The sequence below is a fragment of the Solibacillus sp. FSL W7-1472 genome (assembly GCF_037969775.1).
Lineage (GTDB): Bacteria > Bacillota > Bacilli > Bacillales_A > Planococcaceae > Solibacillus > Solibacillus silvestris.
In genome coordinates this window covers 3,166,515-3,192,368 of sequence record NZ_CP150208.1, presented here as the reverse complement: position 1 = coordinate 3,192,368, position 25,854 = coordinate 3,166,515, and the positions used below count along the sequence as shown (strand labels likewise).

The following is a 25,854-nucleotide window of genomic DNA, read 5'->3' as shown; positions in this document are numbered from 1 at the left end:
GATGCTGCTAGTAGCCATAAGCATTTATTTTGTGAATTTCCAGCACAAAACGAAAAGCAAAAGTATCAGTAAGGATTAAAGAATTGTGCACTGATACCGCCTGGATCCTCATGCTTCAAAGAGAGGGTATGGTTTAGCTCAACATAAGGATATAGATAATTAAATCTGAGTATATCTTGATTTTATCAGGATATACTTTTTTGCTTTAATTACAGTAGCTATGGAAATCTATAGAAGAACGGAGAGAGGGGCGCTTATGTACGATTTTAAAAATAGGCGTAACAGGCTTTTAATTTAAACGATGAGTATTTGGAAGGTTATGAATGGGGTATACAAAAAAAGTAGATTACTTAAGTGGTTATGAGAATGTTTTAGATAAGAATCTTTAACCTATTTTTTATAATTACCAACTAGAGAAACTAAAGAGAGGAGCTGGTAACGTGTTCTCAATAACATTGGACAGTTTTATTCGAATTATCACTGTTGGTATTCTTGCTTATATCGGTTTAATCTTCTTTCTGCTGACATCCGGGAAACGGTCATTAACCCAATTAAATGCTTTCGATTTAGTGGTAACAGTAGCCATTGGTTCTGTACTCTCTACAATTTTATTGGATAAAAATGTGAGCTTACTTGAAGGATTGTTAGCATTTGTCCTATTGCTTCTATTGCAATTCCTATTAACGTTCACATCCGTACGTTGGAAAAAATTCAATAAACTCATTAAGTCAGAGCCGAGCTTGCTCTATTTGAACGGTTCATTTCTTAGAGAAACGATGAAAAAGGAAAGAATTAGCGAGGGCGATATCCTGCAGTCTGTACGAAATGATGGAATCGGGGACTTAAAGGAAGTTCAAGCCATCGTTCTTGAAAACGACGGCAGCTTATCAGTTATTAATGGAGAACCGGGAAATACCTTGGCTAATGTAAGTAGAGAAAGCTGACGATTTCATAGGAATTTAAAGAGTGCCAAAATCCTTTATTATCATGGATTTTGGCACATTTTTTTGTGGACTATATATTTTGTTTACTCTGATATTAAAATAATGTCCTAATCTTTCCATTAACCCAATTAATAACCTTCTGCCCCGAGTTTTCCTCTGTAAGTGTCACATCCCATACCAAGGTATGTGTAATCGGATTAGCATCTTCGCTATTTACCTTTATTGTTAAATCATTCACTTCATTAAGAGGAACTTCAAAAGACTCTACGCCATTTTCTCCACTTGTAGCGGATAACCCTACCGAATAAATTACTTCTCCATCGCTGATGAATTCTATTTCAATACTCTCTGTACTTGTAGTGTTCAATACATCGTCAGGTATTGCCACATAACCTGTCATAAATTTATATTGGCCATTTAAAAGATAAATGAATTCATTGGTATTCGTATTCTCTCTATCAATTAAATTAATTTGTGGAGTTACTTCATTTTGGCCAACTGTAAAAGTGGATAAGTTTTCATCCCACTGGATCGCCCCATCTTCTTCAATCAGGTCATTCAGGGCAACAGTTTCTCCTTGGCCATTTTCTAAATATTGATTAATCCCGCCGACAATGATTATTGTTCCAAGCGCAAGTACAATCGAAATCAGTACGATTTTGATAATTCCTTTAAGGTTATCTCGGTTATCCTTGACGATTCGCTGTGCGGCAAAACCTACAGCAGCACCGAGTGAATTGATCATAATGTCATTTATATCAAAAGCGCCTAAATGTGTCAGCATTTGAAGCGTTTCAAGCATTGTGATCGACAAGATAAAACCGATGATAAAACGTTTGAAACTACAACGATACAGGAGGGGAATAACTACGCCAAAAGGGATGAACGCTAAAAAATTCCCGTACTCGAAAAACCAGATTTGAAAGGCTTTTCCCATTGGATAGTGTAACGCAAGGCCTTCTGGGATTAGGTTGTATCGTAAGTTGGAGTCTGTCCCGAGAAGCCCTCTATTAAATCCAAGATATAAGAAATAGAGGATCAGCGCTGTATAGAATGTTAACAGCACAATTGTAATTTTACGTAGATTTATTTGTTTCATAAAATGTCCTTTCTGAATACTCAACAGCAAATAAAAGAACGAATCTCATTACTAGAAATTCGTTCTGTCTCTTAAAAACTATATTATGAAACGCAAAAAAATTCTAACTAATTTTTTTGATTTCTCAATCCCCAATCACATAACTGTTCCAAAGCTGGTAAAAGAGTTTGTGCTTTAGGGGTAAGGCTGTATTCTACTTTAGGGGGGATTTGCGGATATTCATTTCGAATAATCATCCCGTCTGCTTCCAATTCTTTAAGCTGTGAACTAAGTATTTTGAAGGTAATCGTCCCCAACTTTCTTTGCAATTCATTAAAGCGTACGGTTTCGTGTTCTGCCAATATATAAATAATCAGCATTTTCCACTTGCCGCCAATAATTGATAATGTATAACCAAAAGGTGTCTCCAAAACGTTGCCCTTCTCTACATAGTCAGACATCCCCATATTTACACTATCCTTTCTGATAGTACCTTTCAAATAAGTGCGTACTATTTTTTTATTTAGGACTATTTTATATTTAACCTATTCTCAAGTAAAGGAATGGTAAAAATGAAAAAAATTAAAACAGTCAACCACGATCTTTGGGATCATGGCATTTCTCAAGGGTTCAGTGGAGATGGAACAGTCTATATTTCCGGGCAGTTTTCGCATGATTCGGAAGGGGGCTTTGTCGGTGAAGGAGATATTGAAGCGCAAACTCGACAAACGCTGGCCAATCTAGACCGTGTATTAGAAGGATTTAATATTACAAGATCGAACCTTGCTTATTTGGAAATTTATTTAACGAATGCACAAGAGGATACAGGGCCGGCTATCGAAATTTTTAAGGAATATATGGGACAGCATCGCCCAGCCGGCAGCCTGATCGGAGTAAATCATTTGGCTTCACCTGAGCAATTAATCGAAATTAGCGCGATTGCGTATGCGGATTAGAGTAGATTTAAAATAAAGAAAACGGAAAAACTGAATATTGCTTACAATAAATTATCTCTTTGTATGGACGCTAATCAATTAAGACTAGTAATATCATGTTTAAAATTTGTTGTTCCGACCAAACTAAGTTGAAATTAAATGACTTGGAATTTTGGGAGGTTAAATTAATGAGTAATAAGCAGTTGGTTTTAGATGAAATCAAGCAAGCGCAACAACTACTAACAGATAAAGCAAGTATTGAAAATAACTTAATAGAACTTAAAAAGCCAGTCCCGATATCCTTCATGAAATTATTATTAGTAAGTACCTTATCGATAATTTTATTAGTATTAGCTGGTTTTGAGGATAACATGATATTTTATATAAGTTCGGTGGTCATCATCTCTACGTTTATTTACTTATTTCGTACAAGTGAAAAGTTAACAATTCGAAAGTTGGAAAATAATAAACACCAAATCAATGAATTGAATCAGAAGGCAACGGAACTCAACCATATGTTAAAAACACTTAATATAGGTCAGAAGTATTTAAGTCCGACCATTCTGGACAAATTTGAAAGTTATGTACTAAACAATCTTGCAGATACATTAAAGGATTGTGCGATTGAATATACGAGAGAATGTGAGCAAGAACAACAAATGGCAGAGTTAAGGAAAATCCAGGCGAAACAGGAAGAATTACTAAATGAATTCAGCCGGATTAAAGGAAATAATGAACCGTTTGAAATGGAAGACTTTAAAAGAAGGATGAATATAGAATAAAGTATTTAACATATAATTCACATTAAATTATGCAAAGGCATGTTTTGAAAGTTCTATTCAAAACATGCCTTTTTAAGAATAATTGGAAAGATCTAACCAATACATCCTTATGTATAAGTCGAAATTTTTAATTATTGAGAAAATACAAAAAACTCTAAAATAACGCTTCAAATAAAGAGAATTTCGTTCCATAAGAAAATGTGTCTTATTAGATGTGCACTTACTATAGGTTCCGTTTTATCTTCTAATCTTGGTATAATAGTTATATCAAGTCCGGAAGTATACTCAATAGATTTCAATGAAGTAATCAATTAGGGAAAGCTTTTTGTACATAGATGTAAAGTGGAGAATGGGAAGGAGCAGACGACAATTAATGAACAACAAAAATAAAACGGTTGTCCGTTCGATGGATATATTGAATTTATTTATAGAGAATACGGAATTAACCTTTCAAGAAATTATTAATCTATCGGGGATTCCGAAATCTTCGGTCTATCGAATGCTCAGGTCATTAGAGGAAATGGAGTTCTTGGAAAAAGGAAGCGATTCGAAATACCGACTTGGACTGTTGTTTCTCAAATTCGGTCAGCTAGTTTTAGGCAGGATTGATTTACGTAAAGTTGCTTATCCGTTTATGAATGAATTACATAATGATGTGAAGGAAGCCATTAACTTAATTGTTAAAGATGGAGATGAAGCGATCTATATCGAGAAAATAGACACAAAACAAAAGGTGCGTTTGTATACTTCGATCGGCAGGAAAAGTCCGCTTTATGCCGGTGCCTGTTCACGGGCAATCTTGTCCTTTTTACCTGATTCAGAAGTGGATACATATCTTGAATCGATCAATCCAAAATCGTTTGCAAACGGGACAATTACTGAAAAAGATAAAATTTATGAAACGATCAAACAAGCGAGAATCGATGGCTATACAATCAGTCATTCTGAATTGGAAAACCATACAGCTGCCATTGCTGCCCCGATTTTTAATCACAATGGAGAAGTTATTGCGGGGATAAGTATCGCAGGAATCGAAGCGAATTATCAGGATGAGAACGTTGAGATCTATGCCAAAAAGGTAAAAAAAGTTGCTGAGGATATTTCAATGCAATTAGGCTATCGCAAATAAAATGAACGAGGCGGTCTTTGCATCAATTGGATGCGAGATCGCCTCGTTTTGTTTCTAAATACGGTTATGTATCGCGGTTTCATGTGCTCTTATTGATGAAGTGCTTTAAACTGAATACCCATTGCTAATTTACGCAGCAACTGCTCTTGCTTGATTAATTCTAATTCTGCCTGTTCAAGGGAAAATTTCTTGAACTGAATGTTACTGTTTGGCTGCATCTGTGCTAAACAAGGGAGATCAACGGAAATGACTTGACCGATTTTTGGATATCCTCCTGTCGTTTGTCGATCAGCCATCAGAATAATAGGCTGGCCGTTTGAGGGTACTTGAATTGTACCGTACGTAACGCCTTCAGATAATAATTCAAATTTCTCTGAAAGGCTGAGTGGTTCGCCATCCAACCGATAGCCCATTCGATCCGCTTGCGTCGTTAATTTATAGGGCTTAGAGAAAAATGCTTGTTGACTTCCAATATCAAAACGCTCAAACTCAGCACCATGTAACACCCTGATCGTTTGTGTTTTATCGAATGATATTAACTCTGTATAGTCGACAGACCAATTAAAGTGAATCGCCGTTTTTTCGAGCTGACGAACAAATGCCTGACTGATTGGATTGAATTGTCCGCTGTCCAATACATCTCCTTTTTGTAATGCTCTGCCTTGAAGTCCTCCAATAGCTGCGCGCAAATAAGTGCTTTTACTTCCCATAACTTCAGGCACGACGATTCCGCCAGCGAATGCCACGTAGGCTCTGCACCCATTAATTGCTGACTTGAATTTTAAAACAGAACCTTTACGAATGAGGACAGGTCTCCACATTGGCGCTTTTTCTCCATCAATTGTAGGCTGCAGGTCTCCACCTGTAATGGCAACTAACTCATCCGTGTCAAATTGGAGCGTTGTGCCTAAAAGTGTGATTTCGAGTGCTCCTTCGCCTTCGTCATTTCCGACAAGTAAATTGGCAATTTTGAGAGAAATCGGATCCATTGCGCCACTTACGATGACTCCAAACTTTTGTGAACCGAATCTCCCTAAATCTTGAATCGTCGTCAATAATCCAGGATGAAGTACTTTAATGCTCATTGTTTCATCTCCTTATAGACAGCATACTCTTCAAGCGTTATCGGTACATAGCGGATTCTATCTCCGGCCTGTAACAGAGTTGGCGGTGAAAGTTCCGGAAGAAACAAATCGAGCGGAGTTCTGCCGATAATTTGCCATCCTCCAGGAGTTTCCAACGGGTAGATGCCTGTTTGTTTACCAGCAATTCCTACAGAACCCGGTGCGATGGCTAGACGCGGTGAATCCTTACGTGGTGTTGCAATTCTTTCATCCATCCCGCCCATAAACGGAAATCCAGGGGCAAAGCCAATCATATAAACTAAGTACTCGTTTGACGAATGTATTTGAATTACATCTTCAACAGATAGTCCATGATAACTTGCTACATATTCCAAATCTGGACCAAACTCTCCTCCGTACACGACAGGGATTGTTATTAGCCGTTGTTCCGATGTTTCACTTGTTTCTATTTGATCCAGCAGCGATAAAATAATTGCACTTACTTTCTTATAGGGACTTGCGGATGCTTTATCCGTGTTGGACAAAAAGACGGCAACAGGATTGTAATAAATGGTCAAGCTATTATAAGATGGCACAGATTCAATCAATCCTGTAAACGGCTCTTTTTCTAATAGATTGCAAAGGTTTTTCACTTTTTCATGGACGGCAAGGCTGATTCCATCACCTAACTGAATGACGAGCGCAGAATCCCCTAAGGGCCTTATGTGTGCATTAATTTTCTGATAGGCCATTCTAAACAGCTCCTTAAGGTTTCGAATTTCGGTATTTATGTTTTTCAATTCGGATATTGCTAACATTATAATTTGTTTTCAAATTTAAAATCAAGTATATATGTTAAGAATATTGCGATATTTACAATTTTCGAATAATTTTGCAAATAATATATTCAAGCGAAAATTTTTATGCTAGAATTTGTTTTAGTTTTAAAACCACTGTTCCGAATTTCGGGAACATCGAAAATACTTACTAATTATTAAACGATTATCAATGGAGGGGAGAAATATGTTTCAAGTAGATTTGAATTGTGATTTAGGGGAGAGTTTTGGTCGCTATAAACTTGGGGAGCAGGAAGAAATTTTGAAATACGTTACATCTGCAAATATTGCCTGTGGTTTTCATGGCGGAGATCCGAGCGTGATGAGAGAAACCGTGAAGATGGCCATTGCCAATGGTGTCAAAATTGGTGCGCATCCTGGTTTACCGGATTTGAACGGATTCGGGCGAAGAGAAATGGCGATTACTCCCCAAGAAGGGTATGACATGGTCGTCTATCAAATCGGTGCATTGCAAGGGTTTTTAATGACGTTCAATGAAAAAATGCAGCATGTAAAACCCCACGGTGCTCTGTACAATATGGCGGCAAAGGATCCAAAGCTTGCCGAAGCGATTGCACAAGCAGTATATGATGTATCCCCATCATTGATATTATTTGGACTTTCCGGCAGTGAATTGACGAAGGCCGGAGAGAAGATTGGTCTACGAACAGCACACGAGGTATTTGCAGACCGCACGTATCAAGCAGACGGGTCATTGACTTCTCGATCACAAAAGTATGCGATGATTACAGATCAAGAGCAATCTGTAGCGCAAATAGTGAAAATGGTGACAAAAGGAATCGTAGTTTCTGAGCAAAAAACTGAAGTTCCGCTGCGAGCAGATACTATTTGTATTCACGGTGATGGTGCACATGCACTCGCCTTTGCAAAATATATAAATGAAACATTGACTAAGAACAATATTACTGTAGATGCAATCTGTAAGTTGGAGGTTAAAAATGAAAAATCCTAAAACTGATGCCACACAAAAAGATGTCAACGTTACCGGGAAAAAGAAGGTAAGTAGAAGTGTTTTACTTGGAGCTGCCTTTTTAATGGCCACGTCATCGATTGGTCCGGGCTTCTTGACACAAACTACTGTATTTACACAGCAATTGGCTGCAAGCTTTGCCTTTGTAATTTTAATTTCATTATTACTAGACATCTTTTCTCAAATGAATATTTGGAGAATCATTGCCGTTTCCGGATTGCGTGGACAAGAAATTGCCAACAAGGTGTTACCTGGGCTGGGCGTTGTTTTGGCAATACTTATCGTAATTGGCGGTTTGGCATTTAATATCGGAAACGTAGCAGGTGCAGGCTTGGGTCTGAATGCCATGCTTGGCTGGGATCCGATTACAGGTGCTGTTGTCAGTGCGATTTTAGCAATTTTTATATTTGTTGTGAAAGAAGCAGGTAAAGCGATGGATAAATTCGCACAAATTGCAGGGGTTGTAATGATTCTCCTCATGCTGTACGTGGCATTTACTACATCGCCGCCGGTTGGAGAGGCGATTGTGAATACGTTTAAACCGGAGCAAATCAGTATATTTGCTATTGTTACGCTTGTTGGTGGAACGGTAGGGGGATATATTACATTTGCGGGCGGACACCGTCTATTAGACGCAGGTATTAAAGGTGTTGAATCATTGCCGGAAGTTACAAAAAGCTCTGTTACAGGGATTCTTGTTACCGGTGTTATGCGTGTGGCATTATTCTTGGCCGTACTTGGAGTAGTATCAAAAGGACTAGCGATCGATCCAGCGAATCCGCCAGCTTCTGTATTCCAGCTAGCTGCAGGTGACATTGGTTATCGTATGTTTGGTGTAATTATGTGGGCTGCGGCGGTAACATCTGTTGTAGGAGCTGCATATACGTCGGTTTCATTTATCCGAACGTTTCACCCTCTTATTGAGAAATTCCAAAATTGGGTTATCATTGCGTTTATCGTTATTTCAACAATAACGTTTGCTTTTGTTGGAAAGCCGGTAACAATCTTGCTTATTGTAGGAGCGTTGAATGCCTTCATTTTGCCAATCGGTTTAGGTACATTATTAATTGCTGCACATAAGAAAAATATTGTTGGTACATATAAACATCCGATCTGGTTGACGGTTACGGGCGCTTTTGTCGTGGTAATCATGGGTATTTTAAGTGTAGTGACTTTGATTGAACAAGTACCATTGGTTTTTAAATAAAGGAATAAGAATACAAATTCGGGAGGGGTTTTATGGTGAACTATGGAATGTTAGAGCCGCAAGAAATAAGAGAGTTGATAAGAAAGCAAGAGATTACTGGACCGACTGCAGGAATGTCAAAAGGTAATACACAAGCGAACTTGGTTATTTTAAAAAAGGAACATGCCTTTGACTTTTTGCTTTTCTGTCAGCGGAATCCGAAGTCATGCCCTTTATTGGACGTGACGGAGCCTGGTTCATATATTCCTGCTATGATTGCCGAAAATGCGGATATCCGTAAAGATATCCCGAAATATCGTATTTACCGAGATGGTGTTTTTACAGAAGAAGTCGCAGATATTACGGAGTACTGGGAAGACGATATGGTCGGCTTCTTGATCGGTTGTAGCTTTACATTTGAAACCCCATTGCTTGAGAGCGGTATTCCGATTAGACATATCGAGGAAAACTGTAATGTTCCGATGTATAAAACAAACATTCTGTGTAACAAAGCAGGTATGTTCGAGGGGCCGACAGTCGTTAGTATGCGGCCTATGACGCCAGAGGATGCCATCCGTGCTGTCCAGATTACATCACGTTTCCCGGCAGTACACGGTGCGCCAATACATATTGGAGATCCTGCCCAAATTGGCATCAAGGATATTACAAAACCTGATTTTGGAGATGCTGTCCCATTCAAAACAGGGGAGGTTCCGGTATTTTGGGCTTGTGGTGTGACTCCACAAGCTGTTGCGATGGAAAGTAAGCCTTCGATTATGATTACTCATGCACCAGGACATATGTTCATCAGTGATATAAAGGATGAAGCATTCAGTGTGTTATAGATGTATGTGAATCATACTTTCATAGTAAGATAGATTGTAAAGTAGGGTGTGAAATACTCTTACTAATATGTGAGGCGATGCAACCGTGCATCGTCTCTTTGAACTTTGCAGTGATTATAGGGACATGCTTTTTGCCGATGAAAGGGGATTTAAATAGTGTTTAAAAAATCGACTGTTGCACTTATTGCCCTCATCTTAATTTGGGGCGCGAGCTGGCCAATCAATAAATTAGCGGTACCCTACTCACCGCCATTGCTTTATGCCGGGCAACGTGCGCTTTTAGGAGGCATCCTGCTGACAGTTATCATTTGGAAGACTAGGAAAAGAGTCAATTGGCGGGAAAACTGGCAAAAGTATTGTATTGGGGCTTTCTTTAACACGATCCTGTTTTTCGGACTTCAGACGGCAGGATTGCTCTATTTACCAAGTGGCTTGTTTTCCGTTCTTGTCTATTTTCAACCGATTTTACTTGGCCTTTTCGCTTGGCTATTACTCGGTGAATATTTATCACCAGTCAAAATCCTCGGGTTGTTTCTAGGGTTTGTAGGGGTAGCGGTCGTTAGTGTGGATGGTCTGACCGTCCATGTTTCAGCAATCGGCGTTACGCTCGGGTTACTAACTGCTGTAAGTTGGGCGTTCGGAGTAATATACGTAAAGAAAATAAGCAAAGAAGTAGATGCATATTGGATGGTAGCACTTCAATGTATCATTGGCGGGGTTTTTCTTTTAGGTACCGGATCGGTGTTTGAAAGCTGGTCTGCCATCGAATGGAATCGGAATTATCTATCAGGGCTCGGCTTTGGTGCGACCATTGGCATACCGTTAGCCTACATTCTTTACTACAATCTAGTTAACGCTGGTGAGGCAAGCAAAGTTGGTTCCTATACGTTTCTCATTCCGATTGTCGCTGTTCTTCTCGGAGTGCTATTCTTAGGAGAAACGGTGACCTATTCGCTGGTTATCGGGATGCTGCTAGTAGCCATAAGCATTTATTTTGTGAATTTCCAGTATAAAACGAAAAACCAAAGTATCAGTAAGGATTAAAGATTGGTGCACTGAAATCGTCTGGAACCTCATGCTTTAAAGAGAGGGTATGGTTTAGCGTTTACAGCTAATCGAGTTTTCACAACATAAGGATATAGATAATTAAACCCGAGTATATCTTGATTTTATCAGGATGTACTTTTTTGCTTTAATTACAGTAGCTATGGCAAGCTAAAGGAGAACGGTGATAGACAACCGTTATACATACTATACATCTTAAAATAGAATTCAAGAGAGGGGGGTTATGTATGATTTTAAAAAGAGGCGTAACAGGCTTTAGTGCAGGGGATTTATCACTTGAGCGTGATTGGGTAGCCCTTACTGCTGAATTTAAAAAATATTGCTACGCGTATGTTCAGAAATTAAATGGGAGCATTTTAGCCTTTTATGAACCTGATCTTGATCTTGGCTATGCCCATGCTCATGTGAAAATCAATAGGGAAGAGTTATATATTTTCCACAATAATATGTATGATGATATAGCCTTCACTAGCAACTGTGAAATTGGGGGCTTAAAATTTATCGATCATGAATTATTGGGCGCCTTGTTTGAAAATCACTATACAGTTTTAACAGCATCACAATTAGCAGAGCCCTTAGTATATCAAACAAAAGGCAGTGGTATTGTTCTGATGAATGAAAATGAACTTAATGATGTGGAGCTCCGTTTTATGAAGCATTTCCGATCACAGACAGTAGGAGATTTAGTGTTTAATTATTGGGATTAGTAAAGTCTCGGCTTGTCGTTACTCAATCATAAGTGAATGAAAAACCCCCAATGCTATCTTTGAAATACTTTTTCTAAGATAGAATGAGGGCTTGTAACTATTGAAGTTTTTTAATAATTATAAAAATAACCGAGCCTAAGTCAAAAAATTATTATGTGTTGATTCTGAAGAAGTTGTCAGTATTTACTTCTATATCTATGATAAAAGCACCCTGAGGTAGTTCAGTTCCATGAGCATTTGATACAGCTGGGATTTCTTCACCATCTTCTTCCATGATACTCAGATAACCAGCTAAAGCATCCTTCGCCATGTAAATAGATTCCTCTAATGTATCACCCTCAGTGATGCAGCCCGGTAAATCTGGGAAGGTTACAGTATAGCCCTGTTCATGCTCATAGCCAGCCTCAAAAATCGCCGGAAAAATGTAATTGGCCAATTAACAAAACCTCCTAAATATAGAATCAATTATTATACTAAAAATTTTTTCTAAACCTTCGTCGTTGATTGATTTAAAATTGTATTTCCGACTTTCTTCATTTGCTCCTGATCAAATATTTCATCAAATTCGAGTTTTCTCTTACCATACTGAATCCGGAGTTCTCTTTCAAAAATACCATCCTTGTACGAATTCACATTTATAATCGTTTGGTATCGGAATTTTTCCATGTGGTTAAGATCCTTAGTTAAAAACAAGACTCTTTTATTAGTAGGAATTAAGTACCCTTTAATTTCTTTTTTACTTGATTTGTCATACTCGCAGAAAATAAAAGTCAATGCTTTTTCATTTTGTTCCAATACTCGTTGGGGAAGTAATTGAAAGAATGTTTTATTCTTTTTAACTTCATTGAATTCATATTGAGAATACTCTTTACTGTTTTCTAAAAATGTAGATATTAGCGTTTCTATTTCTTGTTTTTCTTGTTCCTTTTGAGCTAGCCGCTTTTCAAGCAGAGCTTCACGTTTTTTGATTCTCTCACTATTTTGTTCAGCCAATTTCTTTGCTTTATCTGTTTTCTTTTGTGTAAGAAGATTTCCTTGTTCTATTCTATAGGAGTTTACTTTTTCTTTAACTGTTGCTTGATCGAGCTTTTTTGATAACACTTTAACGATTACGTCCTCAACCTTATAGCACATTGTTCGATATATGCTCATTACAATCTCCTTAACCAATCATTTTTTTTACTACGTATACTCTTCTGCCTAACCAGGCGAGTGCAGCGACCCCAATGCTACCAGTAACCGCTTTTTGTTTGGCATCTTGCTCTTCTTCGTACTCTTTAAAACCAAGCTCATAATAATGCGTGTAAAGTGGCTCAGCTTTCTTATAATCAGACGGGATTACAAAATCATCGCCTTGTTGCCCTAACATAAAACCGGCATCTCCGATTTTTACAGCTTCTTTATTGGAAGCAAAACCTTCCTCATGCCATTCTTTGAATTTTTCGTTCGTTAAATCAGGTTCATGATACTTAATCATTGTAAAGGCTGCTTCATAACCTTGTTGGACATACTCTTGTTTTAATTCATTTTGTCCTTTATCGTACCCATTTTGATACGAGTTACCATAAACTTTCTCCACATCTGTTGGAGGGGAATATGTATCTTTTTTGCCGTCTTCATAGCCTAGCTCCGTAAATTTCTTTTTCTTTGTTTCCACTCGTTCCGTTACTGCCTGATTAAAACCACTTTCAAAAGAATTTTTAAGTCCTTGGTGATTTGAATATTTACCAGCTATTGCAATATTGTCTTGTTTTTGACCTAGAGCATATCCTTCTCTACTAGCTTTTACTTTTTCACCCTCAATTTTCGTTTTACCTTCTTTATAGCCTTTATCGTACCCGCTTGTATACCCTTGTTTGAAAGTAGAGGAATCATTTGAAGTAACGTTATTAGATGGAACTTCATTATATCCATCACTTAAACCTTGATTATATCCTTGTTTTTCTCCGTTTTTAATCGCTAGTTGTTCTTCCTTGTATTGAACTTGTTCTGGACTGTTATTTATTTTCGTTTTGTCATACGAACTAGGTGCTTCACATGGGATTCCATCGTCTACCTTACCGTTGCCCCAACCATCGAGATTTTCCGGATCATTTGTTGCAGAGTAGCCTTTTGAGTTCCAGTAACTTACTACTTCATCATATGAAGCAAAGTCTGAACAATTTTTATCCGTTCTTTTAATTGTGGGACTGCTATTTATATAACTACTCTTTGTAGAACTTCCTCCATTATGATAGTGGTAACCTGAGCACAATCCCTTCGCTTGAGACTTTTCGCTACAGTTATGCCCACCACTTGAATCGGTTCTTCCAGAGTGAGCAAAAGTCATTGTTCCAAACAAAAAAGTAAATAATAGTGTAAAGATAACTATTTTTTTATTCACAATTTTCTCTCCTTAATCAAATTTATATATACTACAGGAACAAAAGAATATTAGAAACTTGTCTATTCTGTTGCAAATTAACTACCTTTTTTGTAGCAGATATATACATAGTAATGGATGATAGTGGTAAAGTCTAACTATTATTAGTTATAGAGGGTAAATATTCCATTAATTGAACGAGGACTTCCTTTGTAGAATAGAGGGAAGGGTTTTGTTTATATATTAATCTACTTTTTTCTAGAAAACTGTATCATAGCTAAAATTTTATCAGGGTCCCATATGCAGAAACTTGGACAAAAAGAGGACATGTATATTTTAAATGGAATATAAAAGAGTTTTTTATCAAAGTATGTGTAATTCCTTCAGTATCTTTAAAGAAGACCATCCGCGTTTCTGTACTTCCCATTTTGGCAACGACAAATGTACCTTTTTAAGATTAATTGGAATAGAGGATTTCGGTACTGAACCGGAGTTCTCTTATTTTTGCTGTTCATGGGAGTGTTCATGGGAGCTTTTACCCCGATACTATTCAGGAGTCATAATATATATCTACACCTGGATTGAGAAATCTACGGAAACACTGATAAAAAATATTTTAAAATAATTTGTAACGAAATAGAGGGTCGTGGTATTAATACTACGTACAACAAGAAGGTGAGGGCAGTTATGAACAAGCTAGAGGAACAATATGAACAAATTCATCCAAAACTCTATGCGTTTTTTTTATCTAAGACAGGAAATCGGATGACTGCTCAAGATCTTTGCCACGATACCTTTTATGAGGCCTGTAAAAGTATTGGCTCCTTTAATGGACATTCCACTTTGTCGACATGGATATTCTCGATTGCGGGGAATTTACTAAAAAAATATTACCGGAAAAACAAGTATCAGCAAAGCTTAATGCAAAAACTCGCAGCGATTCCAGAAACTGAAATGCAATCACTAGAAGAGTTAGCAGAAATCCATGAAGACACAAGAATACTTTTACATCATATTTCAAAACTAGATGATGCCTCAAGGGAAATTGTATTGCTGCGCATATATGGAGAACTGAGCTTTGCAGAAATTGGTGTCTTAATTGGTAAATCAGAGAACTATGCGCGGGTGACGTTTCACCGGCTGAAATTAAAGATTCAAAAATTAATGGAGGCGACTTTATGAACAAGGAATGTCCGATTGTACAAGATCTTTTACCTTTATACGAGGAAGATTTGCTTCAGCTAGGAACAAAACAATTTGTCGAGGAACACTTGAAAAGTTGCCAAGAGTGCCGCCAGATTGCAGAACAATCTCAAATTCCGCTGCCTGTTGAAGTAGAACGTGGTGGTGGCTCTAAAAAAATGATTCGGAACATCACACTGAAGCTGACAACGATACAGATTTTCTTTATTGCGATTGCCTTTATATTGGCAATGGGGACGACCGTGATGAATAACAATAGTGGATTTATCCTTACCTATGCCTTACTGGGCGCGGTAACATATTTATTTTACCGCTCAATTCTTATTGCCGTTCTGCTTGCAGGGGTACCGAATTTTATATGGAACAGTCTGTTGTATATGACGGATTGGTTCGGTAACTTTTATGCAGAAAGCTTTTTGGAAGGTTTTCTCATCGCACTCACAGCCGTGATTGTCCATTTAATATTTACTTTTATCGGAATTGTTATCGGCTTTTGTATTCTTAAAATAAGAGAGGAAAATTAATATGAAAAAGAAAATAATATATAGCGTGGTCGCTGTTTTATTAATTGGTATCCTAGTATTAGCTTACATGCAAATGAGCGGCAATACATTGGATAAACAAAAAGCAAAGGAAAGCTTAGAAACATTTTTGCAAGAAACTTATCCGGACACGGACTATGAGATTAAACAGGTAGGATACGGTTGGACAGATGACACGTATCAGTTTGAAGTGGTGAAAAAGGACTCGCTGGCAGTTGAAACTACCTATACGTTTTATGTTTCCGGTTCTGAGCCCTATGAAGTTTTTAGTGATACAATTCATGAAACCAACATAGACAATGAGGTATCCGACAAGCTGAATACGGAAGCAGAGCAGTATATTTTAACACTGCTTCAGGGAAAAGTGCCGCAAGTTGATTCAGTGACTACAAATGTGGAAGTATACAACAATGTTACCGAGGCATGGACACCGAAGCTAAAAACACCCAAGCCGATGCACATTATGCTTGAAGTTGAAAATGGCGAGTTGACAAAAGAACAAATGTTGGAGCAATGTAAGGAAATACAGGAGTTACTGAATAATGAATCCATTAATTATTATCTGACTGAGGTAGGGTATCGCAGTTTGGAAAACGAAGAAGAAATGTATACGTATGTCGGTTTTACTCCAGATCAGGAATTGACATTGAATGTTTTAGATTAAAGCGAATTTCTGTAATAGCATTAGTCCAGTTAGCGCATAATAACTTAGATTGATAATTTGCCTCTAAAATGATGAAGTTGTATATTTAGGTTGTTAGTAACAAAAATTTATTAACGATACTGGGAACAATCACGTTAGGTTTGTGGTTTTTCTGAGAAGGAGAAATTGTATTGAAATTAAAAGACAAGGTAGTGATCATTACAGGTGGTGCAGGTGGTATTGGTGCTGGTATAGGTCGTGCAATGGTGAAAGAGGGAGCAATTGTTGTGGCAGTTGATCTCAATCCGGAAGCCGGCGCAAACGTATTAGCGGATTTACAGCAACATTCACCACAATCTAGCTTTATTGAATTTGATTTAACAAAGCATGATCAACTAAAAAATGTCGTGGAACAAGTTGTCGAGAAATATGGTCGTTTAGATGTGTTAGTAAATAATGCACATGCTTCTAAGCAAGTTCCATTCCTTGAAACAACTCCAGAACATTTAGCATTGTCAATGGATACAGGCTTCTATCCTACATGGTATTTAATGCAGGCTGCTATTCCACATTTAAAGAAAACGCGTGGTAATATTATTAACTTTGCTTCAGGTGCCGGGTTAAAAGGGCATAAAACACAAGCTGCCTATGCTGCAGCGAAAGAAGCGATTCGCGGTATTACGCGTGTCGTAGCAAATGAATTTGGCGCAGATGGTATTACAGCAAACCTGATCTCACCAATTGCCAATTCAGAGGGTGTACAAGCTTGGGCAAAAGCACAGCCGGAATATTATGAAGGTGTACTTGCAGGTATTCCGATGGGTAAATTCGGTGATCCGGAACAAGATATCGGACGTGCTGCTGTCTTTTTAGCTTCGGAAGACTCTAAATATATAACAGGTCAAACATTGATGGTTGATGGCGGCTCGATTATGCTCCATTAACATCGTACATTAAATAAATACAACGAAACGGATAAAGGGATAACTCCCTGATACCTCTAAAATCATGCAAAAGGCGCTTTCTTATTAAGAAGGCGTCTTTGCAGTTTTATTTCTCAAATGGAATACTCAACAAATCTGAAACTGTGACAAATTCATAGCCTTGCTCTTGCAGTTTTGGAATAATTTGTTGAAGTGATAAGATTGTATTCGTTCGATCCCCAGTCGATTCTGCACCATCATGCATGAGAATAATCGCGCCGGGATGAATGTTGTCTACTACTCGCGAAGCAATAACTTCTGGCGGATCTTCTTGCCAATCCAACGAATCAATATCCCAGGCAATTACGTTATAGTTCATTTTCCCAAGCTTCTCGACTAATTCATTGTATAGGAAGCCATAAGGTGGTCTAAATAATTTTGTCCGGTAACCAATAATTTCGTTAAGAGCATCTTCCGTTCTAGTTGCTTCCCTCTCAAGCGTTCCGAGGTCAGCTTCTTCGACAAGGTTAGGGTGGGCGTAGGTATGATTTCCGATTACATGACCCTCGTTTTGCATTCGCTTGACAATTTCAGGGTTAGCAACGGCTTTTGAACCTAATACGAAGAATGTTGCTGGAACATTGTACTGTTTTAATACATTTAATACATCATTTGAAAATCGAGGATCAGGACCATCATCAAAAGTTAAAGCAATTCGTTTTTGATCTGTAGGACCTTGTAAGAAAAATATTTCTGGATACCGTTGTTGTAGAATTCTTAGGTCAACAGGCTGCTCAGGATTCCGCACGGAAATCTTAGTTACTCCTATATGGTCAGATAAATCTTGTTCCGCATTAACCTGTAAGTCAGCTTTCAACCATTGCCTTGCGCCATCTGCCAAGGGTCCCTCGTTCGCATAAACGCTCATGATAACTGTTATAGGCAAACAAAATACAAACCCCGTAACCAACAACCACTTGACTATTCGTTCTTTCATCCATTCACCTCCTTTTTATATTGATGCCCCTTTTAGAGAGGGCTATCCTAACTTAAATGTGTTTATATTTCACATAATTGTTTAAAAGTAATTACGAACGTTTGCTCCGAAAGAGCTTGTCAGATTATAAATGATTGCAATCGTCAAATAGCCCCAACACTAATGGAGGTGGGGGCTTGTTGTATATTTCCTTCAACATTTCGGCTTCTTTCTGTGAGCAGTGCCAGTTATTGTCACTTCAAATAAAAAGATGAACCATCAATGATTTCTGCATCTTCACGATGTTTTATTTCCTCCATCAAATGAAATAACGCTTCATCTTTCTTTTTTGCCTCAATCATACAATGTATTTCCGGTACTGTTCCTTTGATTTCTTTTAAAAATCTGAAAAACATGTCTACGTCCACATAATCAGAATGATGGCGGAATTCTCTCTCACTTTTAGGACTTGAAATATGCATTTTTATTGGCAACGGGGAATCCTTCCAAGTAGCTACAATTCGGTTCCACTTATCATCCCATTTTTCATTATAATGATGAGCAAGATGGTGATGATAATCAAATACAAGAGGTATTTCTAATTTTTCACACAAATATAGCGTATCATCAACTGTAAAAGAAGTATCGTCATTTTCAAGGATAATCATCTTTTGAATTGCTCTTGGAACATCCATCCAATTATCAACGAATTGTTCCAAAGAATTCTCGGTTTCTTTATAGTTCCCACCAACATGAAGAACACACCGGTGTGTCGGATCGATTTTCATTCCCTTTAACAATAAATAATGCATCTTTAACGTTTTTAAAGAGTTTTTGACTACTTCTGTTTTAGGTGAATTCAAAACGACAAAATGATCAGGATGAAAATCAATTCGTATATTATGTTTTGTTGCGTACTCACCAATTTCAGTTAACTTCTCTAATAAGGGTTTTATATAATTCCAATCAGGCAGTTCTTCATGGTTCGCTAGAGGAATCAATCGAGAGGTTAAGCGATAGAAATGAATTTCCTTAAAGACATTATGTTTTAATAGCCTAAATGTATTTTCTAAATTTTTCAGTGCAATCCGCTCTAATTTTCGTATGGCCGCTTCACGATCCTTAATTTTTTGAAATTGAGTAAATGTCATCGTTTGAGACGGAGAAGCATTTTTTAGCTCCATACTCATCGCAACATATCCTAATCGTACAATCGTCATTAATCCACCTCAACTGTAGTATGTATGGTAGTAGACAAATTTATTATCCAATACTGCATTCCGATTAAAATCAATCGAATTTTTCCTTTATGAGCAGTTCTCTAATATAAAGTTGGAGTTGGGGGAGAACAATGGTAGGACACATATTGTTAGTGGGGGAGAATAAAAAAATCCGAAAATTGGAATCCGTTTAAAAGACCAAATCCTATATGGATTTGGTCTTTTAAAAAAATGATAAAAAACGGCCTGTTACTAAAGACTGTCAGCAAGTATTTTAATTATTAGATGCCTCAACAAATGGTTGTTGCCAAGATTATAATGATCCATTAGCATCCGGGTTTATGCCACTTGCAATGGTGCCACGCTTTCTTGAATAGGCATATTCCAAACCAAATAAAAGTTAGGAAGCCAATTAAAGCAATTAGAATGTTTAAAATATTTCCAAGAGCTCCACCTAGACCGATTAATACCAAAAACTCGGTAATGAACCCTAATAATGCTAGTAGCAGCCATATCACACCTGTGAGAAATCCAAGGAAAATTCCCACAATACTATTTTGATTACTCATAGAAACACCTCCTTTAAAGTTATTCATTATTAAAGTATGTGAATACAGGCAATATGTTTAGGTTATCTAAATTAAGACTTAAGGCTTATTACAGTCATATTTTGTATTTTATAGCCATATTGTTGGACAAAGATTAAATGTCTTATAGGATTTTTAATACAAAAAAATTAATTTAAAAATGGAAAGAACGGATTAGATTTAGATTTAAATATGAATAATTGAAACTGAAGATTTATACTTAAAGAGGACAGTTACTATAGCTATCTAAACTAGGTAGTAAATATAGTTTTTCTAGGGGTGCAACAACCAAAAAAAAGTCCGGGGGATAAAAATATGAAACAATTAGGAACACTATATTTTTTTTGTGGAAAAATGGGTGCAGGAAAATCAACTAAATCTAAACAATTGTCTATAGAAAAACAAGCGGTACTGTTATCTGAGGATGAATGGCTTTCATCTCTTTATCCCAATCAGATATCAGCATTTGAGGATTATCTAAGATTCTCAGCCCAGTTCAAGCCAATGGTAAAAAAACTTGTCCAAAATATATTAAGTGTTGGAACTAATGTAGTGATGGATTTTCCAGGTAACACTCAAAAACAGCGAAAGTGGTTTTTGGATATAGTATTAGAAATCAATGCAAACCACCAACTAATTTTCCTGAATTTAAATAACGAGCAATGCTTAAGGCAAATTGCACAACGACGTAATGAACAACCCGAAAGAGCAGCTTTTGATACAGAAGAGACGTTTATTTATGTTACTAAATTTTTTGAAGCACCAAAGGCATCCGAAGGTTTAAATATTTTAGAGTACAGTAGAGAAAAATAACAGGAATTTCAAAACGCGTTAATAGTACCTAAACCCCTCCAGATTTCAACAATCGGGCGCAATTAGGTACTGCACTCCAAAAGTTAGATTAAAAAACTTACCTTTGGGGTGATTTTTATATAATGAAGAATTTAAATTGATGATGGTTCAAGAATATTTAAGTGGCTCACTAGGATATATATCAAGGGTTTCAGCTGACTGTATAAAATATCGTATAAACAATGTAATACAAAAAAGTCGAGAACGCTGTTAAATCAACGTTTTCGACTTTTGCAACCTGCCCAAACTTTTATTTGGGAACGCTTTTCAGCTTCGTATGTATAATTATTCTTCTTATTTTTTCAAAGAATAAGCTACTCACCTGTGTGTGAATCCATAAGCTGTCTCGTCTTTAAATTATAAATTTTATAATCCATTTCCCACATATGGTCTTTGGTCACCGTAATCTCACAGTAATAAGGGATTGATTTGCCATAAGCATCAAGTTCAGGAATCTCCATGAAACTAAACTGTTCATCTGTATCAATCATATTAAATGTCGAATCAGAAGAACGACCAGATGAAGATATTTCTATAGTGCATTTGCCATTAACGACATCAAAGTCTTTCGTTATTACAGATTTTAGACTTGGAGTGGTTATCCACAAACAAAGAAGTCCCATTAGTAAAGCACCAAGTGTTTTAATTATTGATAAAAACTCCACTTCGCCATCTCCATACATTAGCATTAAAAAAATCAATGCACCTAAAACGAATAACACTCCTAAGCCAAATATAATATAATAAATTAAAATAATAATCCCTTCCCTACAATAAATAATTACTATATTTACGTTAATTCTATTATAAAAGTTTCAAAGGTTATCATTATAACATTCCCGAGGCGTCGTTTGGTAACATTAATTTATGAGACATTTTTGATTAAACTTTATTAGAAAGCAACAAAAAAACCACTGAGATCATGCTTCAGTGGCTCCTTTTTGTTTCTTTAATTCAAGAATTTTACGGTTTTTCTCTATTATTTCTTTATTCTCCTCTATTGTAACCTTGATGTTTTCAAGCATTTCATTATCTTCATTACTGCTAGTTTCAGAATTATTCTTTAGGTATTCATATAAGTGGGATGATTTATTAGCGTTAATAATCATTTAATTCACCTCTCATAATGACTATACTTTTATTATAAATGATAGATAATAACTCTTTATATTAAATTTATGTAACAATTTCAGAATTTTGGTTATTCTACTCGTTTACTGGGTAGGGGCTTGGTGTTTTCATTGCTTTAGCAATGCCAATGATATATTCAGCCTTCCTATTCGTTAATTGTAAATTCCTTAAATCATTCATGCAGCGAAGTTGAAGTAAAATGTACTCAAAGCGTTGTTTGGGACACTTAATTCTAAAAATTATTGAAATATTCAAAACGTTAAGTTAAGATAGGAACATAAGTTCTTGTTCGGAGGGGTTAATCATGGAATTACAATTATTCAATCAATCCTATCAAAATTTAATTAACGAATATCAATTAGTTGAAAACCAGCTAAAATTTACAGGACACCCACGTGAATGTGTAAAATTAGCCAGTTATAGCAGAACACCTATATTAGCAATAGTTGAAGGAAAACTTGTAACATATTTTGATTTACATCAGCAGGAAGGAGTAGCACCATATTCGGATAATTGTAATGCGATTTTAGTACGTGCTTTTTCAACAGAGGTTAATGAACAAGGGAAAGGCTATGCAAAGCAGGCATTGCAGTTACTACCCGCATATGTACAAGAAAATTTCCCTCATATTAATGAAATCGTACTTGCTGTTAATGTTGCAAACACTGTAGCACAAAACCTTTATAAGAAGTGTGGATTTAAGGATTATGGTGTGCGTCGTCAAGGGCCTAAGGGTGAATTAATTGTGATGAGTTTCTTATTCTAGAAGGATTAGTGAGATCAGTTTTTTTAATCTACAACCGATTCGAAGCTATTTTGAGGTTACATTACTATAAAAAGATAAAATTGCCCCAAACCGTCTTTTGGTTACATTAATACCCCTGACTCCAAATCGTATTTGGGGAACCTCTCTTTACTTAACATTGTAAGTTTATAAATCTGATACCATCCTTATGCAACAATTGGACGCGATTCTTCAATAAGAAGATCGCGTTTTTGCGTTATAGGGCCATATTGTGAAATAACTACTTTGAAGAGAATATGTTACTTAAAGCGTATAATAAGGTAAGTTGAATTAGAGAGAAATCTTTGTTCTAATACTAATTAGATTTTATGTAGGTGGAAATCTTGAAAAGAAATGAATTAAAACACTTTTTATTAGGTGGTTATACAATTGGTTTTATTGTGGGATGGTTGGTAGTTCTTATATCTGTAATTAATCCCACTTTTAATTTAAGCTTTTCCTTTAAAAGTATCTTCTGTATTCTAGTGGTTTTACCCATATTATATTGGACGTATCGTTATTCAGGGATGGTTTTCAATGATCAAACAATGAAAGTAAAGTTGATATATTCTTTTGTATTATTTTTAGGTTTTTGTTTTGGAATATTCTTTACAGAATTGCTTTTAAATTAATAATAAAACTCATAATTCAGATTATTGCAAATCAGTTAAAGTGACGTCAATTCCACAATTATGTGCAGTCCTGTAAGAAGGTAGGAGAAAATTTTGTCTAAAATGAATAGAAAAGTGTTCAAATTCAATCAAGAAGATATTTTAGAAATATTAACTGAGCATATTGCTGAAGAAAATGGTTTTGATACCTGGCAGTCAAAGGCCATATTGTTAGGTTTGCCAGATAAAGATATAAGGCTAATTGCTATTATAGGTGAAGGTGACGACGATGATATAAGTGACATTGATTTGCACGAAATAGACATGAATATGGATTACAATGGTTCACATTCAGAAATAGATGAGGGATTTTATTTTAATCCTAATGATAAAAAATAAATAATTGTCTTATTAAACAATCGGGCGCGATTCTTCAATAAGAAGATCGCGTTGTTCCGTTATAGGGCCATATTATTGAATAACATTCTTTTTATGCAAGGTTCCCAACTGACGCCAATCAGCCCCCATTCAATTGAATGGGGGTGGCTGCTTATGAACAGCAGGTTACCAAATGTGAACTTATAAAACCCGTTCAAATGCTCCGAACGGGTTTTACTATTTGTTAATTTAAATCAATTGTTATAGGTTTCAATTGCTCTGTTTTAGCGCTATTTATTTTTAATACAGGTACGATTTTGATGGAAGTTGTATCTTTAGGAAGCTCTAATAAAAGAGTGGCGTTACTAATTTGATTAAAGTTTATTTTTCCACCATGCATATTATAGGCTTCGAAAGTATAAATTTGCCCTTCAATTGTTGACTCAAAGTTTGCTGTATAAGAAATTCTCGCATTCGTTTGGCCAATTTGAATTTCATCAAATGTAATGCTAAGTTCTCTGTTTTTTGAAGTGACTTGTTGATTGATGATTTGCTGCTTAAACGGTAACTTTTCTACAGCTAAGTCAAATGACCATTCTCCCCTAACACCAGCCATATGCGTGAATGTAATAGGGAATGAGATAACTTCTTCTGTAACATTAGCAGGGACATCTAAAATAAGCGCACCCGTATAACCGTTTTCAGTTTTTGTTAATGACCCTAATGCGCCACCCCAAGTGGACGTGTCTTTGCCATCAAACATTTCGTAAGTAAAGCCTGCTTCCGGTGCTTTATCGCCACCGATTGTATCCTTCACTGCACCCGTTGCTTTAAATGTTATCCCTACATATGCTGTATCATAAAAAATAGATGTTACCTCCACCTGAATATCATGATCGTTTGCAATGAGTGACATTTCAGTAAGTAGTTGTTCGTGGGCAATCTGTTCACCAATCGACATTTGATATTTTTCATAAATACCGCCTATTAAGGGAACTTGTGCTAACACATTCGAAACAGGTGTGAAAATAAACCCTGAAGCCAGAAACAGGGCTGCTGCTACAGAAGTAAAATACGTCATACGCTTTGTCAACTTTGTACGTTTCGCTTTTATCTCAAGCTGTTGCGCTTGCTCAATACCTAACTGAATTGCCTGGAAAACTTCATCTGTTGGCACTTCAATCTCATGTAAATCTTTGCGCATAGTAATCGTCTCCTAACTTTTGTTTTAATTCCAATTTTGCTCGGCGTAAATACGTTTTAATCGTAGAAGGGGGTTTCCCCATCGAAGCGGCAATTGTTCGAATCGGTAAATCATAATAATAAAATAGTAAGATGGCGTTTTTATATTCAGGTTTTAATGTAGCTAGTGATTCTGTTATATCAAACGTAGGCTCTTCCACTTGGTTCGATTCCAAAATGTATGTGATTGTTTCTTCGGGTAAAGTAATTAATTTTTTCTTTCGTTCTAATTCCTTGTAAGCGGAACGGATTAAAATTTTGATGAGCCATGTGCTAAAGTAGGCAGGCTCCTTGAGTTGTGCGATTGCTAAATAAGCTTTGCAAGTAGCTTCTTGAAGTACATCTAATGTATCTTCTTTATTTTGCATATGGAGAAAGGCAATTTTATATAATTTCTCACCTTCACTTTTTAATAATTCCTCAAAAGCTAGCTTGTCCCCATGAATAGCTTTAAAAGCTAGATGTTCCTTTTTATTGTTCATGAGCTAACCTCCTTTCACTTATTAGAGCAAATAATTCTATTATAAAGTTTCAAAATCTAAAAAGAATTTTAGGAATATGTAATCTGTAATGAATTCAACTGTAAATTAAGGAGGAAAGTGTAGTTTAAATGTAGTGCTTTTTAGGTAGCACAACAAGGATTTCAAAAACAACGAATTTACACACTAGTGAATAGTAGCTTCAGAAAAATGCAGTTTTACAACGGTAAGCACTTAATGTTACCAAACAAAAGTTTGGGGACACAGAAAAAAGATCTTCAACAATCGGGCGCGTTTCTTCAATAAGAAGCTCGCGTTTTTCCGTTATAGGGCCATTTAATTGAATAACAAACTCAAAA

General features: G+C 36.5%; 30 protein-coding genes. 16 read left to right on the top strand and 14 right to left on the bottom strand.

Features of this window, described 5'->3' with window-relative positions:
• Positions 1-440: 440 nt before the first annotated feature.
• Entirely contained in the window at positions 441-944 is a 504-nt protein-coding gene (locus MKY07_RS15970) for a YetF domain-containing protein (RefSeq protein ID WP_339263110.1), read from the top strand.
• Between the two features lie 94 nt (positions 945-1,038).
• Here the strand turns inward: MKY07_RS15970 and MKY07_RS15965 are convergent, their stop codons facing one another.
• Both MKY07_RS15965 and MKY07_RS15960 read right to left on the bottom strand, forming a co-directional pair.
• Positions 1,039-2,043 carry a VanZ family protein gene (locus tag MKY07_RS15965; protein WP_339263108.1) on the bottom strand — a complete coding sequence of 335 codons (1,005 nt, stop codon included), beginning with the start codon at positions 2,041-2,043 and terminating at the stop codon, positions 1,039-1,041.
• 107 nt (positions 2,044-2,150) lie between these two features.
• Positions 2,151-2,489 carry a helix-turn-helix domain-containing protein gene (locus MKY07_RS15960; protein ID WP_339263107.1) on the bottom strand — a complete coding sequence of 113 codons (339 nt, stop codon included), beginning with the start codon at positions 2,487-2,489 and terminating at the stop codon, positions 2,151-2,153.
• Between the two features lie 105 nt (positions 2,490-2,594).
• Between MKY07_RS15960 and MKY07_RS15955 the strand changes: the two genes are divergently transcribed.
• The 3 genes from MKY07_RS15955 (at position 2,595) to MKY07_RS15945 (ending at position 4,868) form a co-directional block, all read left to right on the top strand.
• Complete coding sequence (locus MKY07_RS15955) at positions 2,595-2,978, top strand: RidA family protein (RefSeq protein WP_339263104.1); 384 nt, start codon at positions 2,595-2,597, stop codon at positions 2,976-2,978.
• A 167-nt stretch (positions 2,979-3,145) separates the two neighbouring features.
• Positions 3,146-3,739, top strand: coding sequence for a hypothetical protein (locus tag MKY07_RS15950; RefSeq protein ID WP_339263103.1), 594 nt, complete (start codon positions 3,146-3,148; stop codon positions 3,737-3,739).
• A gap of 373 nt (positions 3,740-4,112) precedes the next feature.
• Positions 4,113-4,868, top strand: a complete 756-nt coding sequence (locus MKY07_RS15945) for an IclR family transcriptional regulator (protein ID WP_339263101.1) — start codon at positions 4,113-4,115, stop codon at positions 4,866-4,868.
• An 89-nt stretch (positions 4,869-4,957) separates the two neighbouring features.
• On the opposite strand, the gene MKY07_RS15940 is transcribed toward MKY07_RS15945, so the two are convergent.
• Positions 4,958-5,953 (bottom strand): biotin-dependent carboxyltransferase family protein, encoded by a 996-nt coding sequence (locus tag MKY07_RS15940; RefSeq protein WP_339263100.1) that lies wholly within the window; start codon positions 5,951-5,953, stop codon positions 4,958-4,960.
• Complete coding sequence (pxpB, locus tag MKY07_RS15935; protein ID WP_339263098.1) at positions 5,950-6,684, bottom strand: 5-oxoprolinase subunit PxpB; 735 nt, start codon at positions 6,682-6,684, stop codon at positions 5,950-5,952. The genes MKY07_RS15940 and pxpB overlap by 4 nt, the downstream gene beginning before the upstream one ends.
• 271 nt (positions 6,685-6,955) lie before the next feature.
• Between pxpB and MKY07_RS15930 the strand changes: the two genes are divergently transcribed.
• The 5 genes from MKY07_RS15930 to MKY07_RS15910 all read left to right on the top strand — a co-directional run bounded on the left by MKY07_RS15930 (position 6,956) and on the right by MKY07_RS15910 (position 11,562).
• Positions 6,956-7,741 (top strand): 5-oxoprolinase subunit PxpA, encoded by a 786-nt coding sequence (locus MKY07_RS15930; RefSeq protein WP_339263096.1) that lies wholly within the window; start codon positions 6,956-6,958, stop codon positions 7,739-7,741.
• Positions 7,728-8,966, top strand: a complete 1,239-nt coding sequence (locus MKY07_RS15925) for an NRAMP family divalent metal transporter (protein WP_339263094.1) — start codon at positions 7,728-7,730, stop codon at positions 8,964-8,966. Before MKY07_RS15930 ends, MKY07_RS15925 begins: the two co-directional genes overlap by 14 nt.
• 32 nt (positions 8,967-8,998) lie before the next feature.
• On the top strand, positions 8,999-9,790 hold the full coding sequence (locus MKY07_RS15920; RefSeq protein WP_339263092.1) for a putative hydro-lyase: 792 nt from the start codon (positions 8,999-9,001) through the stop codon (positions 9,788-9,790).
• Positions 9,791-9,943: 153 nt separating this feature from the next.
• Positions 9,944-10,834 carry a DMT family transporter gene (locus MKY07_RS15915; RefSeq protein ID WP_339264663.1) on the top strand — a complete coding sequence of 297 codons (891 nt, stop codon included), beginning with the start codon at positions 9,944-9,946 and terminating at the stop codon, positions 10,832-10,834.
• 248 nt (positions 10,835-11,082) lie between these two features.
• Complete coding sequence (locus MKY07_RS15910; protein ID WP_339263091.1) at positions 11,083-11,562, top strand: hypothetical protein; 480 nt, start codon at positions 11,083-11,085, stop codon at positions 11,560-11,562.
• Positions 11,563-11,713: 151 nt separating this feature from the next.
• Here the strand turns inward: MKY07_RS15910 and MKY07_RS15905 are convergent, their stop codons facing one another.
• The 3 genes from MKY07_RS15905 to MKY07_RS15895 form a co-directional block, all read right to left on the bottom strand.
• On the bottom strand, positions 11,714-11,998 hold the full coding sequence (locus MKY07_RS15905) for a type II toxin-antitoxin system HicB family antitoxin (protein ID WP_014822851.1): 285 nt from the start codon (positions 11,996-11,998) through the stop codon (positions 11,714-11,716).
• Between the two features lie 50 nt (positions 11,999-12,048).
• Positions 12,049-12,663, bottom strand: a complete 615-nt coding sequence (locus tag MKY07_RS15900) for a PH domain-containing protein (protein WP_197494733.1) — start codon at positions 12,661-12,663, stop codon at positions 12,049-12,051.
• Between the two features lie 61 nt (positions 12,664-12,724).
• Positions 12,725-13,945 (bottom strand): YHYH domain-containing protein, encoded by a 1,221-nt coding sequence (locus MKY07_RS15895; protein WP_065216797.1) that lies wholly within the window; start codon positions 13,943-13,945, stop codon positions 12,725-12,727.
• A gap of 666 nt (positions 13,946-14,611) precedes the next feature.
• On the opposite strand from MKY07_RS15895, the gene MKY07_RS15890 reads away from it, so the two are divergent.
• From MKY07_RS15890 to MKY07_RS15875, 4 genes are all read left to right on the top strand, one after another.
• Complete coding sequence (locus MKY07_RS15890; RefSeq protein WP_065216798.1) at positions 14,612-15,106, top strand: RNA polymerase sigma factor; 495 nt, start codon at positions 14,612-14,614, stop codon at positions 15,104-15,106.
• Positions 15,103-15,651, top strand: coding sequence for a zf-HC2 domain-containing protein (locus tag MKY07_RS15885; RefSeq protein ID WP_065216799.1), 549 nt, complete (start codon positions 15,103-15,105; stop codon positions 15,649-15,651). Before MKY07_RS15890 ends, MKY07_RS15885 begins: the two co-directional genes overlap by 4 nt.
• 1 nt (position 15,652) lies before the next feature.
• Positions 15,653-16,333 carry a hypothetical protein gene (locus MKY07_RS15880; protein ID WP_065216800.1) on the top strand — a complete coding sequence of 227 codons (681 nt, stop codon included), beginning with the start codon at positions 15,653-15,655 and terminating at the stop codon, positions 16,331-16,333.
• 170 nt (positions 16,334-16,503) lie between these two features.
• Positions 16,504-17,256: an SDR family oxidoreductase gene (locus MKY07_RS15875; protein ID WP_339263089.1), complete on the top strand. Its 753-nt coding sequence runs from the start codon at positions 16,504-16,506 to the stop codon at positions 17,254-17,256.
• 106 nt (positions 17,257-17,362) lie between these two features.
• Here MKY07_RS15875 and MKY07_RS15870 read toward each other — a convergent pair whose 3' ends face one another.
• The 3 genes from MKY07_RS15870 to MKY07_RS15860 form a co-directional block, all read right to left on the bottom strand.
• Positions 17,363-18,232, bottom strand: a complete 870-nt coding sequence (locus MKY07_RS15870; RefSeq protein WP_339263087.1) for a polysaccharide deacetylase family protein — start codon at positions 18,230-18,232, stop codon at positions 17,363-17,365.
• Between the two features lie 233 nt (positions 18,233-18,465).
• The gene (gene uvsE, locus MKY07_RS15865; protein ID WP_339263085.1) at positions 18,466-19,431 is read right to left on the bottom strand and encodes a UV DNA damage repair endonuclease UvsE; all 966 of its coding nucleotides are present in this window, start codon (positions 19,429-19,431) and stop codon (positions 18,466-18,468) included.
• 326 nt (positions 19,432-19,757) lie between these two features.
• A complete protein-coding gene (locus MKY07_RS15860) occupies positions 19,758-20,000 on the bottom strand; it encodes an ABC transporter (protein WP_339263083.1) in 243 nt (80 codons plus the stop codon).
• A gap of 333 nt (positions 20,001-20,333) precedes the next feature.
• Here MKY07_RS15860 and MKY07_RS15855 point away from each other — a divergent pair, with 333 nt between their 5' ends.
• On the top strand, positions 20,334-20,831 hold the full coding sequence (locus tag MKY07_RS15855) for an ATP-binding protein (RefSeq protein ID WP_339263081.1): 498 nt from the start codon (positions 20,334-20,336) through the stop codon (positions 20,829-20,831).
• Between the two features lie 353 nt (positions 20,832-21,184).
• On the opposite strand, the gene MKY07_RS15850 is transcribed toward MKY07_RS15855, so the two are convergent.
• On the bottom strand, positions 21,185-21,535 hold the full coding sequence (locus MKY07_RS15850) for a hypothetical protein (RefSeq protein WP_339263079.1): 351 nt from the start codon (positions 21,533-21,535) through the stop codon (positions 21,185-21,187).
• Positions 21,536-21,790: 255 nt separating this feature from the next.
• Positions 21,791-21,979, bottom strand: a complete 189-nt coding sequence (locus MKY07_RS15845) for a hypothetical protein (RefSeq protein ID WP_339263077.1) — start codon at positions 21,977-21,979, stop codon at positions 21,791-21,793.
• Between the two features lie 326 nt (positions 21,980-22,305).
• On the opposite strand from MKY07_RS15845, the gene MKY07_RS15840 reads away from it, so the two are divergent.
• Together MKY07_RS15840 and MKY07_RS15835 are read left to right on the top strand one after the other, a co-directional pair.
• Complete coding sequence (locus tag MKY07_RS15840) at positions 22,306-22,767, top strand: GNAT family protein (protein ID WP_339263075.1); 462 nt, start codon at positions 22,306-22,308, stop codon at positions 22,765-22,767.
• Between the two features lie 743 nt (positions 22,768-23,510).
• Positions 23,511-23,795, top strand: coding sequence for a hypothetical protein (locus MKY07_RS15835; RefSeq protein WP_339263073.1), 285 nt, complete (start codon positions 23,511-23,513; stop codon positions 23,793-23,795).
• 223 nt (positions 23,796-24,018) lie between these two features.
• On the opposite strand, the gene MKY07_RS15830 is transcribed toward MKY07_RS15835, so the two are convergent.
• Positions 24,019-24,978: a DUF4179 domain-containing protein gene (locus MKY07_RS15830; protein ID WP_339263071.1), complete on the bottom strand. Its 960-nt coding sequence runs from the start codon at positions 24,976-24,978 to the stop codon at positions 24,019-24,021.
• Positions 24,959-25,498, bottom strand: a complete 540-nt coding sequence (locus MKY07_RS15825) for a sigma-70 family RNA polymerase sigma factor (protein ID WP_339263069.1) — start codon at positions 25,496-25,498, stop codon at positions 24,959-24,961. Before MKY07_RS15825 ends, MKY07_RS15830 begins: the two co-directional genes overlap by 20 nt.
• Positions 25,499-25,854: the final 356 nt, after the last annotated feature.

What these genes read in the sequence shown, in the direction of transcription:
- MKY07_RS15965 (WP_339263108.1), bottom strand. Translation starts at nt 2,043, where the DNA reads ATGAAACAAATAAATCTACGTAAAATTACAATTGTGCTGTTAACATTC.
- MKY07_RS15960 (WP_339263107.1), bottom strand. Translation starts at nt 2,489, where the DNA reads ATGGGGATGTCTGACTATGTAGAGAAGGGCAACGTTTTGGAGACACCT.
- MKY07_RS15955 (WP_339263104.1), top strand. Translation starts at nt 2,595, where the DNA reads ATGAAAAAAATTAAAACAGTCAACCACGATCTTTGGGATCATGGCATT.
- MKY07_RS15950 (WP_339263103.1), top strand. Translation starts at nt 3,146, where the DNA reads ATGAGTAATAAGCAGTTGGTTTTAGATGAAATCAAGCAAGCGCAACAA.
- MKY07_RS15945 (WP_339263101.1), top strand. Translation starts at nt 4,113, where the DNA reads ATGAACAACAAAAATAAAACGGTTGTCCGTTCGATGGATATATTGAAT.
- MKY07_RS15940 (WP_339263100.1), bottom strand. Translation starts at nt 5,953, where the DNA reads ATGAGCATTAAAGTACTTCATCCTGGATTATTGACGACGATTCAAGAT.
- pxpB (WP_339263098.1), bottom strand. Translation starts at nt 6,684, where the DNA reads ATGGCCTATCAGAAAATTAATGCACACATAAGGCCCTTAGGGGATTCT.
- MKY07_RS15930 (WP_339263096.1), top strand. Translation starts at nt 6,956, where the DNA reads ATGTTTCAAGTAGATTTGAATTGTGATTTAGGGGAGAGTTTTGGTCGC.
- MKY07_RS15925 (WP_339263094.1), top strand. Translation starts at nt 7,728, where the DNA reads ATGAAAAATCCTAAAACTGATGCCACACAAAAAGATGTCAACGTTACC.
- MKY07_RS15920 (WP_339263092.1), top strand. Translation starts at nt 8,999, where the DNA reads ATGGTGAACTATGGAATGTTAGAGCCGCAAGAAATAAGAGAGTTGATA.
- MKY07_RS15910 (WP_339263091.1), top strand. Translation starts at nt 11,083, where the DNA reads ATGATTTTAAAAAGAGGCGTAACAGGCTTTAGTGCAGGGGATTTATCA.
- MKY07_RS15890 (WP_065216798.1), top strand. Translation starts at nt 14,612, where the DNA reads ATGAACAAGCTAGAGGAACAATATGAACAAATTCATCCAAAACTCTAT.
- MKY07_RS15885 (WP_065216799.1), top strand. Translation starts at nt 15,103, where the DNA reads ATGAACAAGGAATGTCCGATTGTACAAGATCTTTTACCTTTATACGAG.
- MKY07_RS15880 (WP_065216800.1), top strand. Translation starts at nt 15,653, where the DNA reads ATGAAAAAGAAAATAATATATAGCGTGGTCGCTGTTTTATTAATTGGT.
- MKY07_RS15870 (WP_339263087.1), bottom strand. Translation starts at nt 18,232, where the DNA reads ATGAAAGAACGAATAGTCAAGTGGTTGTTGGTTACGGGGTTTGTATTT.
- uvsE (WP_339263085.1), bottom strand. Translation starts at nt 19,431, where the DNA reads ATGACGATTGTACGATTAGGATATGTTGCGATGAGTATGGAGCTAAAA.
- MKY07_RS15860 (WP_339263083.1), bottom strand. Translation starts at nt 20,000, where the DNA reads ATGAGTAATCAAAATAGTATTGTGGGAATTTTCCTTGGATTTCTCACA.
- MKY07_RS15855 (WP_339263081.1), top strand. Translation starts at nt 20,334, where the DNA reads ATGAAACAATTAGGAACACTATATTTTTTTTGTGGAAAAATGGGTGCA.
- MKY07_RS15845 (WP_339263077.1), bottom strand. Translation starts at nt 21,979, where the DNA reads ATGATTATTAACGCTAATAAATCATCCCACTTATATGAATACCTAAAG.
- MKY07_RS15840 (WP_339263075.1), top strand. Translation starts at nt 22,306, where the DNA reads ATGGAATTACAATTATTCAATCAATCCTATCAAAATTTAATTAACGAA.
- MKY07_RS15830 (WP_339263071.1), bottom strand. Translation starts at nt 24,978, where the DNA reads ATGCGCAAAGATTTACATGAGATTGAAGTGCCAACAGATGAAGTTTTC.
- MKY07_RS15825 (WP_339263069.1), bottom strand. Translation starts at nt 25,498, where the DNA reads ATGAACAATAAAAAGGAACATCTAGCTTTTAAAGCTATTCATGGGGAC.